The sequence below is a fragment of the Curtobacterium sp. ER1/6 genome (genome assembly GCF_001742745.1).
GTDB lineage: Bacteria > Actinomycetota > Actinomycetes > Actinomycetales > Microbacteriaceae > Curtobacterium > Curtobacterium citri.
This window is the reverse complement of sequence record NZ_MJAK01000003.1, coordinates 76,172-89,114: the sequence shown is the minus strand read 5'-3', so window position 1 is coordinate 89,114 and position 12,943 is coordinate 76,172. Positions and strand designations below refer to the sequence as shown.

Below are 12,943 nucleotides of genomic sequence, written 5' to 3'. Positions count from 1 at the left end.
TGCCCGACCCCGAGGAGGTGCCCGATGGTCTCCGTCCTCATCGCGTTCGCGATCGTCGCCCTGATCGTCCCCGCCCTGACCCCCCTGATCGGCCGCCGCGTCTTCTACGTGGCCGCACTCGCTCCCGCGGCCGCCGCGGTGCTGACGATCGCCCAGACCGACCGGGCGCTGCACGGCGGGGTGACGAGCCGGTGGCAGTGGATCCCGCAGCTCGACCTCGCGCTGTCGCTGCGGATGGACGCCCTGTCGTGGGTCCTCGCCCTCGTCGTCTCGGTCGTCGGTGCCCTCGTGCTCGTCTACTGCGCGTCGTACTTCGGCCGCGACGAGCCGGGACTCGGCCGGTTCGCCGGCGTCCTCACCGCCTTCGCCGGGTCGATGTACGGGCTGGTGGTCGCCGACGACGTCATCGTGCTCTTCGTGCTGTGGGAGGCCACGACGGTCTTCTCGTACCTGCTCATCGGCCACGACGCCGCGAAGCGTGCCAGTCGGGCGGCCGCGATGCAGGCGCTCGTCGTCACCACCGCCGGCGGTCTGGCGATGCTCGCGGGCCTCGTCGCGCTCTCGGTCACCGCGGGCACCACGAGCCTGTCCGGCATCATCGCGCAGGCTCCCGAGCTGGTCGACCGTCCGGGTCCGCTCGTGCCGGTGTCCGTCGTGCTCGTGCTGCTCGGCGCCCTGACGAAGTCGGCGATCGTCCCCTTCCACTTCTGGCTCCCGGCCGCCATGGCGGCACCGACCCCGGTCAGCGCGTACCTGCACGCCGCCGCGATGGTGAAGGCCGGCATCTACCTCGTCGCGCGCCTCGCCCCCGCGTTCGCCCTGATGACCGGCTGGCGCGAGACGGTCACGGTGCTCGGGGTGGCCGGCATGCTCGTCGGCGGGTACCGCGCGCTCCGGCAGACCGACCTCAAGCTCCTGCTCGCCTACGGCACCGTCGCGCAGCTCGGGTTCCTCGTGCTCGCCGCCGGTTGGGGCGCCCCCGCCGTGGCGCTGGGCGGCGTGGCGCTGCTCGTCGCACACGCCACGTTCAAGTCGACGCTCTTCCTGGTCGTCGGGTCGATCGACCACGTCACCGGCACCCGTGACCTCGGCAGGCTGAGCGGCCTCGGCCGTCGGATGCCGTGGCTCGTGGTGGTGGCCGTCCTCGCGCTGGCCTCGATGGCGGGGATCCCACCGACCATCGGGTTCGTCGCGAAGGAGGCCGTGCTGACCGGCTTCGTCGAGGAGCTGCACGGACCGCAGGGCGGGTGGGCCTGGGTCGCGCTCGTCGGCGTCACGCTCGGCTCGCTCCTCACCGTCGCGTACTCGCTCCGCTTCCTCTGGGGCGCCTTCGCCCGGAAGCCCGGCGTGCAGGAGACCGCACCGCACGGGCTGCACGGTCTCGGCGTCGTGCCGTCGGTCCTCGCGGTCACGGGCCTCGCACTCGGACTGCTCACCCCGGTCGTCGCGCACGGCATCGAGCCCGCGGCCACCGCGGCGGCGCTCCCCGAGGGCGAGGTCCCGCACCTGGCGCTCTGGCACGGCCTCGAGCCGGCGCTCGGCCTGTCCGCGATCACGCTCGTCGGCGGCGTCGCCCTGTTCCTGCTCCGGCGTCCCGTCGAGACCCTGCAGCACCGCCTCGCCGGCTCGCCGAGCGCCTCCGGCACCTACCGCGCGATCATGCGCGGGCTCGACCGCGTCGCCACGGGCCTGACCGCGGGCGTGCAGCGCGGGTCGCTCCCCTACTACCTGACCGTGATCCTCTCGGTGTTCGTCGCCGGGGCGCTCGCCAACCTCGTGCTCGGCGGCCCGTGGGCGTTCCACGTCCGGTTCGCCGACTCGTGGGGCCAGGTACCGGTCGTGATCGTCATGGCGGTCGCCGCGATCGCGGTGCTCACCGCCAAGACCCGGTTCGCCGCCGCCGTCCTCGTCGGGGTGACCGGCTACGGGATGTCCGTGCTGTTCGTCCTGCACGGCGCGGTCGACCTCGCGCTCACACAGCTCGTCGTCGAGACCGTCACGCTCATCGCCTTCGTGCTCGTGCTCCGTCGGCTCCCCCCGCGGATCGCGACGGCGAACCCCTCGCGCTTCCGGATCGCGCGTGCGCTGTTCGCCGCGCTGGCCGGCGTGACCCTGGCGATCGTCGTGATCGTCGCCGCCTCCGCACGGAACGCCGCACCGATCTGGCCGGACCTGCCCGCCCTGACGAGCTCGTTCGGCCACGGCCTGAACGTGGTGAACGTCGCGCTCGTCGACCTGCGCGGCTGGGACACCCTCGGCGAGCTGACGGTCGTCGTCGCCGCGGCCACCGGTGTCGCGAGCCTCATCTTCCTCGACTCGCGCGAGGACACGCTCCCCCGCCTGCGGGACATGCCCGCCAGCGTGGCCGAGGACAAGCACCGCCCCGACGGCGAGCCCCGCGCATGGCTGCCGACGAGCGCCGCGATCCCGACCGGGCGCTCCGCACTGCTCGACGTCGTCGTGCGGCTGCTGTTCCACGGCCTCGTGGTGCTCTCGCTCTACCTGCTGTTCGCCGGGCACAACGCGGCCGGCGGCGGCTTCGCCGGCGGCCTGGTCGCGGGCATCGCCCTCGCCGCCCGCTACCTGGCCGGCGGGCCCGCCGAGCTCGGTGCCGCCGCTCCGGTGCGTGCCGGTCGCCTGCTCGGGCTCGGCGTCGCGGTCGCCGCGACCACCGCCATCGTGCCGCTGTTCTTCGGCAAGCAGGCGCTCTACTCCGAGTTCTTCGAGGCGACCGTCCCCGTCCTCGGCCACGTCGAGTTCGTCACCGCCACCTTCTTCGACATCGGGGTGTACCTGGTCGTCGTCGGGCTCGTGCTCGACGTGCTCCGGAGCCTCGGCGCCGAGGTCGACCGGCAGCGCCTCGAGGACTCGCGTGCCCCGGTCCCGGACACCACCGAGGGCGACCCCGCCGACAACGTCGCAGCCACCACCCCGGAAGGGAGTGCCACATGACCATCACGCTGGTCCTCGTCATCGCGATGGCGGTGCTGTTCTCGTGCGGGGTGTACCTGCTGCTCGAACGGTCCCTGACCCGGATGCTGCTCGGCTTCCTGCTGCTCGGCAACGCCCTCAACCTGCTCCTGCTCGTCATGTCCGGCGCCGCCGGCAAGCCCCCGGTCGGCAAGTCGGCCGAGGGGATCACCGACCCGCTGCCGCAGGCGTTCGCCCTGACCGCCATCGTCATCACCTTCGCCGTCAGCGCCTTCCTGCTGGCGCTCATCCACCGGTCGTGGAAGCTCTCCCGCGCCGACGAGGTCGAGGTCGACGAGGCCGACGCCGCCATCGGCCGCGACCGCGACGACCCGGCCGACGAGGACCCCGAGATCGACACCGACCCCGAGGCCGCGCAGCGCGAGGAGGCCGCACGATGACCTGGCTCGTCCCGCTCCTCGTCCTGGTCCCGCTGCTCGGGGCCGCCGTCGCCCTCGGCCTCCTGCGCCACCGCAAGCTCCAGCGCGCGATCACCGTCGCGGTCCTCGCCGTCGCGGTGGCCGTCGCGGCGACGCTCATGGTGCTCGTCGACCAGCACGGCACCATCGTCGTGCAGGTCGGCGGCTGGCAGGCCCCGTACGGCATCTCGCTCGTGGTCGACCGGCTGAGCGCCCTGCTCCTCACCGTCAGCGCGAGCGTGCTCCTGCTCGTCCTGCTGTTCTCCATCGGCCAGGACCTCGCGCCCGACGACGAGGACGCCCCGGTCACGATCTTCTACCCGACGTACCTCGTGCTCGCCGCCGGCGTGCTCGACGCCTTCATGGCCGGCGACCTCTTCAACCTCTACGTCGCGTTCGAGATGCTGCTCGTGGCGAGCTACGTGCTCATCACCCTCGGCGGCAGCGAGCAGCGTGTCCGGGCCGGCACGACGTACATCGTCACGAGCCTCATCGCGTCGGCGATCTTCCTCGCCGCCATCGGCCTGGTCTACGGCGCGACCGGCACCGTGAACATCGCGCAGATCTCCGAGCGGGTCGCCGGTCTGCCGGAGCACGTGCAGCTCCTGCTCCACACGATGCTGCTCATCGGCTTCGGCATCAAGGCCGCCGTGTTCCCCCTGGCGTTCTGGCTGCCGGACTCGTACCCGACCGCACCGGCACCGGTCACGGCGGTGTTCGCGGGCCTGCTGACGAAGGTCGGCATCTACGCGATCATCCGGCTCGAGACCATCATCTTCCCCGGGCCGCAGCTCAACGACGTCCTGCTCGTCGTCGCGGTGCTCACGATGGTCGTCGGCGTGCTCGGCGCCGTCTCGCAGACCGACGTCAAGCGACTGCTGTCCTTCACGCTCATCAGCCACATCGGCTTCATGGTGATGGGCATCGGCCTCGGCTCGGTCGTGGGGACCGCCGCCGCGGTGTTCTACACCGTGCACCACATCGTGGTGCAGACCACGCTGTTCCTGGTGTCCGGCGTCATGGAGCGCATCGGCGGCACCACCTCGACACGGTCGCTCGGTGGTCTGCTCAAGGCCGCGCCGCTCCTCGCCGCGCTGTACCTCGTGCCGGCGTTCAACCTCGGTGGGATCCCGCCGTTCTCCGGGTTCATCGGCAAGCTCGGCCTCTTCCGGGCCGCGGCCGAGGACGGCTCCCCCATGGCGTGGGTGACGATCGGCGCCGGGGTCGTGACGAGCCTCCTCACCCTGTACGCGCTGATGCGCGTCTGGGACGCCGCCTTCTGGCGGCCCAAGCCGGCCGCCGAGGCGGCGGCGCCGCACGCCAGCACGGCGGAACCGCACGCGCACCTGCGGTCGCCGGAACCGGCGCCCCTCACCGTGTCCGAGGAGACCGGCGAGGCGTACCACCCGGGAGGCTCGACCACCGTCACCGACGCACCCCACGCGAGCAGTGCCTCCAGTCCGACCACCGGGCAGACCGCAGCGGTCGAGCCGTCGGCGCACACGCCGCTGCCGCGCATGCTGGTGGCCGTCACGACGGTGGCGGTCCTCGGTTCGGTCGCCCTGACCGTCGTCGCCGGTCCGCTCTACGGGTACGCGACCCGCGCAGCGGAGTCGCTGGAGTCGCCCGACCGCTACGTGCAGGCCGTCCTGGGAGGTGCACGATGAGCGACCTCCGCCGCACCTCGAACGCCCGACGCATCGCGCTCGCGTGGCGCTACGACGTCCCGCTCGTCGCCGGGCTGACCGTGCTGTGGGCGCTGCTCTGGGGGTCGTGGACCGTGCTGACGCTGCTCTGCGGCGTCGTGGTCGCGCTCCTCGTGACGCAGCTGCTGCCGCTCCCGCCGGTCCCGCTGTCGAAGCGCCTGTCGGTGCCGCGGCTGCTCTGGTTCCTCGTGGTCTGGGCGGGGCTCGTCGTCGTCGCGTCCTTCCGGGTCGCCTGGGTCGCCGTGCGACCGCGCGGTGTCCGCCGCAGCTCGATCGTGCTCGTGCAGATGCACACCACGTCCGAGATGACCTTCACGCTCGCCACCCTGGCGATCTCCCTCGTGCCCGGGTCGTTCGTCGCCGACGTCGACCTGCCGCGCCGTCGCCTGCTGCTGCACGTGCTCGACACCGAGCGCACCGAGCAGGTCGAGGCCGCCGCGCACGAGGCCCACCGCATCGAGGAGCTCGTCATCCGCGCCATCGGGTCGAAGCAGGACGTGTCCGAACTCGCCGAGCCGCTGCCGGCGGTGACCCGGTGAGCGCCGCCGTGGTCGTCATGGGCATCGGCGTCCTGCTCGTGCTCGCCCTGCTCGGGGCGACGCTCGCCCTGTCCGTCGGCCGGATCGTCCGCGGTCCGACCATCCTCGACCGCATGATCGGCTCGGACATCGTGCTGACCACCGCGCTCGTGGTGATCGCCGCGGCGATGGTCGTCCGGCAGGACCTGACCGCCGTCCCCGTGCTCGTGGTGATCGCGGCGACGAGCGTGTTCGCCACGATCGCCGTCGCCCGGATCGTCACGCCGTCCTCGGACCCGTCCGACGAGGGCGCCGACGCGACCACGCCGGAGCACGCCGTGGAGGAGGAGTCGAAGTGATCGCGATCCTGGAGTCCTTCGTCGACGGGGCCGGTGTCCGCGCCTGGATCGCCCTCGCGCTGCTGCTGGTCGCCTCGGCGCTCTCGCTCGCCGCCGCGATCGGCATCGTGCGGTTCCCCGACCCGCTCGTGCGCCTGCACGCGATGGCGAAGCCGCAGGTCCTGGGGTTGGCGCTCGCCCTCGCGGCGGTCGTCGTCGCGGTGTGGACGTGGACGGCGTTCTGGGTCGTCGTGCCGGTCCTCGTGTTCCAGCTGTTCCTGGTGCCGGTGTCGACGCACATGATCGCGCGCGCCGGTCTGCGGTCGAACGACTACCGGCACGAGGACCTGCTGGTGGACGACACCGAGGACTGACCCCGCCTGTTTCTAGGTTTAGACCGCTTTATCTGCGCACGATAAAGCTGCCGCAGCCGCTACCGCTGCCGTCGTCGCTGTCGGTGATCAACCGCACCGGACTGCGATCGAGCGTCGCCCGGCTCGAGCACGCGCGCATCGACGACACGGAGGACCGGCTCACCCCACGTGGGCCAGGACGGCGAGCTCGTCGTCGTCCGAGAGTCCTGCGCCGTGCGGGTGCACCGGCTGCAGTCGTTCCCACGCGAGCGTGTCCGCCAGCGTGTCGGCGAGTGGCCGCCGCGTCAGGCCTGCCGAGCGGGCGCGGTCCGAAGGACGGTCGTTCATGCCCTGGTGGTCGTCGTCGGGGATCCAGAGGGGCAGGGACCGCTCCCCCGCCCACGGTGCCACCCCGCGATCGAGAAGCACGTCGTCCGCCAGGGGCACGAGCTCGACGCCCGCGGCACCCGCGGCACGTGCGATCTCGAGGTGCCGCCCCAGCGTGACGACCCGACCGGTGACGTCGTGCACACCCGCTCGTCCACCTTCGGCCGCTCCGACGAGCCAGGCCGCGAGGTCACGGACGTCGATCACCGACGTGGGTCGCTCACTGCGCGCGGGGACGACCACCGCACAGCCGGTTGCGGCTGCACGAGCGAACCGCCACGGCCAGTACCCGGAGCGCCCGGTGTGGTCCCCCGGTCCGCCGACGAGTCCGGCTCGCGCGATCGACGCCCGCTCGGTCCCGAAGACGTCGAGGACCGCGCGCTCGCAGGCGACCTTGGCGGCCCCGTACTCGGCGGGGTCGTCGGACGACTCGAGGAGGGCGGTGTGCTCGTCGGCTCCCCGCTCCGCGTGTGAGGCGTACACGCTGACGGTCGAGACGAAGACGTAGCGCTCCGTCACGGGTTCGAGGGCACGGACGGATCGCCGCACGTGCTCGGGCGTCCGGGAGACGTCGACGACGGCGTCCCAGCGGACGTCGCCGGTCACCTCCGACAGTGCATCGTCCCGGTCGCGGTCGGCCACGACCGACCGGGCACCGTCGGGGACGTCGGAGCCCCGTGCCAGGCAGGTGACGTCGTGGCCGGCGTCGAGGGCGTGCTGGGCGACGGTCCGGCCGAGCCAGGCGGTGCCACCGAGGACGAGGATGCGCATGCCCCCAGCCTGCACCGCCCCCGGGTCAGGCGGTCGGCTCGGGCGCCGGCGAGCGGGTGTCCCGCCGCGCGAGCAGCAGGTCGGCCACGGCGGCGAGCACCACCAGCCCCGCCGCGAACGCCGGGAAGAGCATCGCGGCGCCCGTCCCCGCCCGCTCGGCGACCTCGCCGACGACCGCGGACGCGACCGACTGCCCGACGATGACCGCCGAACCGAGGATCGTCATCGTCGTCGCCGAGCGGCCGACCGGGGAGCGGTCCGACCCGAGGCTGTACTGCGCGACGAGCGTCGGACCGATGCCGATCCCCAGGATCCCGAGGACGAGCACGACGGACCCGATCGAGTCGGCACGGCTGAACGCGATCGCCCCGCCGAGCAGCACGAGGCCGAACACGAGCCAGCGCCACGTGACCCCGAAGGACCGTGGGAAGGCCGCCGAGCCGAGCGCGAGCGCCGCGGAGCCGATGCCCATGACACCGTAGAGCAGGCCCGCCTGGGACGCCTCGCCGTGACCTTCCACGAAGGCGGTCAGCGAGGTCAGCGTCGAGCCGAAGAACAGACCGACGCCGAGGATGCCGACGACCACGACGAGCAACCGGGGGCGGAGGAGCTGTCGGACGGGCGCCCGGGTCTCCTGCGCCGGCCCACCGACGACGAGCCTGCCGGTGGGGTGCAGCGCGAAGGCGGTGACGAACACGAGCGTCAGCGCAGCGGCCCCGGCGACGGCCACCCATGGTGCGATCGCACTCGCGAGCAGGCCGACCAGGAACGGGCCGATGATGAACACGGTCTCGTCGGCGGCAGACTCGTAGGCCATCGTGCCGCTGAAGACCCTGTCGCGACGGGCGGGCGACGTGTGGCGTCGGATGATCGCGACGAGTCGTGTCCGGGACATCGGGGCGACCTGCGGGGCGGTCGCGCCGATGCAGAACGACATCGCGAGGACCGCGAGGTCGGGCGCGGTCCCGGCGACGACGAGGGGCAGGACCCCGAGGAGGACGGCGTTCGCGAGGCCGACGGGCACGAGCACGGCGCGCTGGCCGAAGCGGTCGGCGGCGGCGCCGACGAGCGGGCCGAAGACGGCCGAGCCGATCCCGACGGACGCGGAGTTGATGCCGCCCAGCGCGACGGAGTCACGGGAGGCGACGACGAGTGTGAGGACGCCGACGACCATCATTGCGAAGGGCAGCCGGGCGATGAAGGCGATCGGGAAGTACCACCGACCGGCGAGGGAGACGAGGGACGCGTCGGCGCGACGTTCGTGGAGCATGAGGGGTGTGCCTTCTGGGGCCCGGCCTGGTCGGTCGACGGGCCCGTCGGGGTGCCGCCGTTGATCCGCCGGGGGTGCCGACGGCCGGTAGGTACACACTGCGTACTGTGGTGCCCGACCAGGGTAGCAAGCGTGACCGGGAGGCGGGCGGGAGGCGCGTGCCGGTCCCGCCACGCGCCTCCCGTCCGCCGTCAGTCCCGTCGGCGCAGGCCGTCGTCGATGCGCGCCAGCAGGTTCGCCGCTGCGGCGAGCCCCTCGTCGTCGCCCGCGAGGGCGGCACGGAGCCGCCCGGCCCAGTGCGCGTGCAGGCGCTCGATGCTCCCGTTCGCGCGGGACGTGGGGTGCAGCTGCACCGTGCGGGCGTCGTCCGGGTCGGTGCGGCGCTCGACCATGCCCTTCGCGACGAGCGAGCGGAGCGCGACGCTGCAGTTGCTGCGCTGGAGTGCGGTGGCGTCGGCCACGGCGCTCGGCGAGGCGCCGGGGTTCCGGTGCACCCAGCGCATCACGAGCGCCTCGGTCCCGGTGAGCGGCACGATGTCGGGGGCGTGCGGGCCGTGCGGGTCGACCTCGCGGCCGATGCGCAGGACGACGTCGGCGAACTCGGCGAGGGCGTCGTCGGAGACCGCTGGTGCCATGCCGTCACTGTACCGCTGCCGACGGATGAGTTATGGTTTCATAACCATGACGACCGACACCGGATCCATCCGCGCCGCGACGGCGAAGCCCTCCACCAGGCCGACGGGCATCACGACGCCGCTCCTGCTCGTGCTCGGCCTGCTCAGCGCGGTCGCGCCGTTCGCGACCGACCTCTACCTGCCGGCGTTCCCGCAGATGACGACCGAGCTCTCGGCGTCCGCGACCACCGTGCAGCTGACCCTGACCGCCTTCCTGGTCGGCGTGACCGCGGGGCAGCTCGTCTTCGGGCCGCTGTCCGACCGGTTCGGCCGCGTGCCGCCGCTGCTCGCGGGTGCCGCGCTGTGCGTGCTCGCGAGCGCGGCCGCGGTGCTCGCACCGAACGTCGGTGTGCTCGTCGTGGCACGCCTGCTGCAGGGCCTCGGCGGCGCGGCCGGCATGGTGATCGGACGCGCGGTCATCTCGGACCTCGCGACCGGCAGGCCCGCGGCCCGGGCGTTCTCGCTCATGATGATCGTCGGCGGGGTCGCGCCGGTGGTCGCACCGCTGCTCGGCGGGTTGCTCACCGGCCCGATCGGGTGGCGCGGGCTGCTCGCGATCGTCCTCGGCCTGTCGGTCGTGATGCTCGTGGCCGTGCTGGCGGTGGTCCGCGAGACGCACCTGCGCGAGCGTCGCGACGCACTGCGGGCCGAGCGCACCGCCTCCGGCTCCCCGCTCCGAGCGCTGCGCTCGCGGACGTTCGTCGGCTGGACCGCCGTGTTCGGCTTCGCGTTCGCGGTGATGATGGCGTACATCTCGGCGTCGCCCTTCCTGTACCAGGGCATGCTCGGCCTCGACACGGTCGGCTACGGACTCGCCTTCGGCCTGAACGCGCTCGCACTGATGGGCGTCAGCATCCTGTCCGCGAAGCTCACCGCGACCCGCTCCGTCGAGGGCGTCCTGACCCTCGGGATCGTCCTGGTGACGGCGTCGACCGTCGCGTTCGCGCTGCTCGTCGTCACCGGCGCGCCGGTCCTCTGGCTCGCGGTCCCGCTGTTCACCGCCGTCGGTTCGCTGGGCCTCGTGCTCGGCAACGCCACGGCGATGGCGCTCGGCGCGGTGCCCGGGGTGGCCGGCAGCGCCTCCGCCGTGCTCGGTGCGCTGCAGTTCGGGCTCGCGGCGCTCGTGTCACCCCTCGTGAGCATCGGCGGCGAGGGCACGGCGGCACCGCTCGCGATCGTCATGCTCGCCGCCGCGGTCGTCGCCGTCGTCGCGCTCGTCGTGGCGCGGCGCAGCCGGGCGTAGGACGTCGGCGGCGCGGCCGCGCGCGGGTTCGTCGGCAGGGCCGCGCGCGGGTTCCTCAGCGACGGACGCGCAGCGGGACGGCCGCTCCGTCGCGCGGGCGGAGGACCGGGATGCGCGGCATCACCCAGTCCACCCACACCACGCGCGCGGCGGGTGCCACGGCGACCGCCCAGAGGATCGACGCGGCCGCGTCGGTCGGGTAGTGCACGGCGTCGATCGACACCGACAGGAAGACGACCGCGATCGCGACGACGCCGAGGACCCGTGCCACCTGGTGCCACCGCGTCTCGCGGACGACCCAGACCAGGGCGATGACGAACGCGGTGATGTACACGGTGTGCCCGCTCGGGTAGCCGGGGTCCGGCTGCACGGGGAACGGGTGCGGCAGCAGTGCGACGTCCGGCCGTGCCCGGTGCACGAGCTCCTTCACCGCCGCCGACGGCAGCCAGGTGATCGCGATCGTCATGCCGAAGCCGAGGGCGGGGCGGACGTCGCGAGCCCGCCACCAGATGATCCCCGCGACGACGAACGTGATCGCGATCGCCGGCACCGGACTGATGACGTGGTAGACCGCCGTGGTGAACGCCCCGAGGGCGCCGACGTGCAGCGTGTTGAACGCCTTCGCGAGCCCCAGGTCGACCGTGCTGAGGAAGAACCCGACCACGGTGAGCACGAGCACGGCGACCACGGCGATCGCGATCGTCGACAGCGGACGGGGGTTCGGCTCGAGGATGCCGATGACGTCGGCCCTCCTGCGGCGGCGCTCGGGGTCGGTGCTCATCCGTCCATCGTCCCAGGGGATCGTCCGACCACCCGGCGTACCGGCCCCGCTCCGCATCAGAGACCGTTCAGCCCCGGCGCTGCGTTGCCACCGGTCGCGCATCCACAGGTCCCTCCGGGCGACTCCGCCCCGTGCGAGGCTGACGGGATGCTCGTCGCCTACGTCGATGAATCGTACGACCGCGACCGCTACTTCATCGGTGCCGCGATCGCGACGCTGGAGGGGTGGGAAGCGGTCTCATCGCGTCTCGCGGCGGTCCGGCAGCGAACTGCTCGTGAACACGGGACCGATCCCGAGATCGAGTTCCACGGGCACGAGCTCATGGGCGGCAGCGGCCCGTGGTCGCCACTGCGCGGCAAGCACCGCGAAGCCGCCGGCGTCTCACTCGCCGTCCTCGACGCCGCCCGGGACTGTGGCGTCCGGTACCTCTTCCGCGGCGTCGACGTGGCTCGACTCCATGCGCGATTCCGGTACCCGGCGCCTCCGCACGCCGTCGTCTTCGGTCACGTCCTCGAACAGATCGACCAGTACACCGCCGCGCACGGCGACGAGGAGCAGGCGATCGTGGTCGCGGACGAGATCGCGACACAGGCAGAACACCAACGCGCCTTCGCTGGCTACCAGGAGTTCGGGACGGGCGGCGCCGGATCGTCGATGCTCCGGCACATCTCGTCGCCGATCAACTTCGCCTGCTCCCGGTTCTCGGACGGGCTGCAGGTCGTCGACCTCGCCGTGTACGTCCACTTCCGACGTCAGCGCATCCACAACCCGCACCCCGCCGCCCGCCGGACGCTGGCCCGGCAATGGGCGGCGATCGCGCCCGCGGTGGCACACGAGCAGACCTGGGTGCCGTGAGCGGCACGACCCGGGCAGAACGAAGGCCCCGCGAGCGGGGCCTTCGGCTGGCGACGTCCCGGGAACCGGCCCGTCGTGCCCTCAAGGGTAGACGACTGTTCGCTCGCGCGCAGTCCGGGGGGTGCTTCGACTTCGCAACACCTAGGATGGACGGGTGCCCGCTCCCGTCCCGCCGCTCGACCCCGCCGAGCTCGGCGCGTACTTCTCGCTCATCGAGGTCAGCAGCCTGCTCCGGCACACGGTCGAGCAGCAGCTCAAGGACGTCGGCGGCCTGAGCTACGTGCAGTTCCAGCTGCTCGCGACGCTGGGCGACGCCCCCGACGGCAGCCTGCGCATGACCGACCTCGCCGACGGCGTCGTCTACAGCCGGAGCGGCCTGACCTACCAGGTCGGACTGCTCGAGCGCGACGGGCTCGTCGTGCGCGCGCCCTCGACCGAGGACGAGCGGAGCACCACGGTCGCGCTCACCGACGCCGGGCGCGACGTGCTCGGCCGGGTCTTCCCCGGGCACGTCGAGGTGCTCCGGCAGCTGTTCCTCGAGCCGCTGTCGGCCGACGACGTCCATGCCCTCGATGACGTGCTCGGACGGGTCCGCGACCACATGCGGACCGTCCCGCCGCGCTCTGCCCGTCCCCGACCGAAGCGCGGCTGACCCGCG

At 72.9% G+C, this 12,943-nt stretch carries 13 protein-coding genes; 9 read left to right on the top strand and 4 right to left on the bottom strand.

Annotated elements, in window-relative coordinates:
• Positions 1 to 24 precede the first annotated feature (24 nt).
• The 6 genes from Cus16_RS06655 to mnhG are packed head-to-tail and all read left to right on the top strand — an operon-like array spanning position 25 to position 6,325.
• Entirely contained in the window at positions 25 to 2,952 is a 2,928-nt protein-coding gene (locus Cus16_RS06655; protein ID WP_069711880.1) for a Na+/H+ antiporter subunit A, read from the top strand.
• Complete coding sequence (locus Cus16_RS06650) at positions 2,949 to 3,371, top strand: Na(+)/H(+) antiporter subunit C (RefSeq protein ID WP_069711879.1); 423 nt, start codon at positions 2,949 to 2,951, stop codon at positions 3,369 to 3,371. The genes Cus16_RS06655 and Cus16_RS06650 overlap by 4 nt, the downstream gene beginning before the upstream one ends.
• Positions 3,368 to 5,056 (top strand): Na+/H+ antiporter subunit D, encoded by a 1,689-nt coding sequence (locus Cus16_RS06645; RefSeq protein WP_069711878.1) that lies wholly within the window; start codon positions 3,368 to 3,370, stop codon positions 5,054 to 5,056. Before Cus16_RS06650 ends, Cus16_RS06645 begins: the two co-directional genes overlap by 4 nt.
• Complete coding sequence (locus tag Cus16_RS06640; protein ID WP_069711877.1) at positions 5,053 to 5,634, top strand: Na+/H+ antiporter subunit E; 582 nt, start codon at positions 5,053 to 5,055, stop codon at positions 5,632 to 5,634. The genes Cus16_RS06645 and Cus16_RS06640 overlap by 4 nt, the downstream gene beginning before the upstream one ends.
• Positions 5,631 to 5,972 carry a sodium:proton antiporter gene (locus tag Cus16_RS06635; protein ID WP_189319546.1) on the top strand — a complete coding sequence of 114 codons (342 nt, stop codon included), beginning with the start codon at positions 5,631 to 5,633 and terminating at the stop codon, positions 5,970 to 5,972. Before Cus16_RS06640 ends, Cus16_RS06635 begins: the two co-directional genes overlap by 4 nt.
• Complete coding sequence (gene mnhG, locus Cus16_RS06630; protein ID WP_083263777.1) at positions 5,969 to 6,325, top strand: monovalent cation/H(+) antiporter subunit G; 357 nt, start codon at positions 5,969 to 5,971, stop codon at positions 6,323 to 6,325. The genes Cus16_RS06635 and mnhG overlap by 4 nt, the downstream gene beginning before the upstream one ends.
• Before the next feature lie 159 nt (positions 6,326 to 6,484).
• Here the strand turns inward: mnhG and Cus16_RS06625 are convergent, their stop codons facing one another.
• The 3 genes from Cus16_RS06625 to Cus16_RS06615 all read right to left on the bottom strand — a co-directional run bounded on the left by Cus16_RS06625 (position 6,485) and on the right by Cus16_RS06615 (position 9,367).
• The gene (locus Cus16_RS06625) at positions 6,485 to 7,462 is read right to left on the bottom strand and encodes an NAD-dependent epimerase/dehydratase family protein (protein WP_069711876.1); all 978 of its coding nucleotides are present in this window, start codon (positions 7,460 to 7,462) and stop codon (positions 6,485 to 6,487) included.
• Positions 7,463 to 7,487: 25 nt separating this feature from the next.
• Positions 7,488 to 8,732 carry an MFS transporter gene (locus Cus16_RS06620; protein WP_069711875.1) on the bottom strand — a complete coding sequence of 415 codons (1,245 nt, stop codon included), beginning with the start codon at positions 8,730 to 8,732 and terminating at the stop codon, positions 7,488 to 7,490.
• A 191-nt stretch (positions 8,733 to 8,923) separates the two neighbouring features.
• Positions 8,924 to 9,367, bottom strand: a complete 444-nt coding sequence (locus Cus16_RS06615) for a MarR family winged helix-turn-helix transcriptional regulator (protein ID WP_069711874.1) — start codon at positions 9,365 to 9,367, stop codon at positions 8,924 to 8,926.
• Positions 9,368 to 9,413: 46 nt separating this feature from the next.
• Here Cus16_RS06615 and Cus16_RS06610 point away from each other — a divergent pair, with 46 nt between their 5' ends.
• On the top strand, positions 9,414 to 10,649 hold the full coding sequence (locus tag Cus16_RS06610) for a multidrug effflux MFS transporter (RefSeq protein WP_069711873.1): 1,236 nt from the start codon (positions 9,414 to 9,416) through the stop codon (positions 10,647 to 10,649).
• A gap of 55 nt (positions 10,650 to 10,704) precedes the next feature.
• Here Cus16_RS06610 and Cus16_RS06605 read toward each other — a convergent pair whose 3' ends face one another.
• On the bottom strand, positions 10,705 to 11,430 hold the full coding sequence (locus Cus16_RS06605) for a phosphatase PAP2 family protein (RefSeq protein WP_069711872.1): 726 nt from the start codon (positions 11,428 to 11,430) through the stop codon (positions 10,705 to 10,707).
• Positions 11,431 to 11,577: 147 nt separating this feature from the next.
• On the opposite strand from Cus16_RS06605, the gene Cus16_RS06600 reads away from it, so the two are divergent.
• Both Cus16_RS06600 and Cus16_RS06595 read left to right on the top strand, forming a co-directional pair.
• Positions 11,578 to 12,285 carry a DUF3800 domain-containing protein gene (locus Cus16_RS06600; RefSeq protein WP_069711871.1) on the top strand — a complete coding sequence of 236 codons (708 nt, stop codon included), beginning with the start codon at positions 11,578 to 11,580 and terminating at the stop codon, positions 12,283 to 12,285.
• A gap of 154 nt (positions 12,286 to 12,439) precedes the next feature.
• A complete protein-coding gene (locus Cus16_RS06595; protein WP_069711870.1) occupies positions 12,440 to 12,937 on the top strand; it encodes a MarR family winged helix-turn-helix transcriptional regulator in 498 nt (165 codons plus the stop codon).
• Positions 12,938 to 12,943 lie beyond the last annotated feature (6 nt).

What these genes read in the sequence shown, in the direction of transcription:
- Cus16_RS06655 (WP_069711880.1), top strand. Translation starts at nt 25, where the DNA reads ATGGTCTCCGTCCTCATCGCGTTCGCGATCGTCGCCCTGATCGTCCCC.
- Cus16_RS06650 (WP_069711879.1), top strand. Translation starts at nt 2,949, where the DNA reads ATGACCATCACGCTGGTCCTCGTCATCGCGATGGCGGTGCTGTTCTCG.
- Cus16_RS06645 (WP_069711878.1), top strand. Translation starts at nt 3,368, where the DNA reads ATGACCTGGCTCGTCCCGCTCCTCGTCCTGGTCCCGCTGCTCGGGGCC.
- Cus16_RS06640 (WP_069711877.1), top strand. Translation starts at nt 5,053, where the DNA reads ATGAGCGACCTCCGCCGCACCTCGAACGCCCGACGCATCGCGCTCGCG.
- Cus16_RS06625 (WP_069711876.1), bottom strand. Translation starts at nt 7,462, where the DNA reads ATGCGCATCCTCGTCCTCGGTGGCACCGCCTGGCTCGGCCGGACCGTC.
- Cus16_RS06620 (WP_069711875.1), bottom strand. Translation starts at nt 8,732, where the DNA reads ATGCTCCACGAACGTCGCGCCGACGCGTCCCTCGTCTCCCTCGCCGGT.
- Cus16_RS06615 (WP_069711874.1), bottom strand. Translation starts at nt 9,367, where the DNA reads ATGGCACCAGCGGTCTCCGACGACGCCCTCGCCGAGTTCGCCGACGTC.
- Cus16_RS06610 (WP_069711873.1), top strand. Translation starts at nt 9,414, where the DNA reads ATGACGACCGACACCGGATCCATCCGCGCCGCGACGGCGAAGCCCTCC.
- Cus16_RS06605 (WP_069711872.1), bottom strand. Translation starts at nt 11,430, where the DNA reads ATGAGCACCGACCCCGAGCGCCGCCGCAGGAGGGCCGACGTCATCGGC.
- Cus16_RS06600 (WP_069711871.1), top strand. Translation starts at nt 11,578, where the DNA reads ATGCTCGTCGCCTACGTCGATGAATCGTACGACCGCGACCGCTACTTC.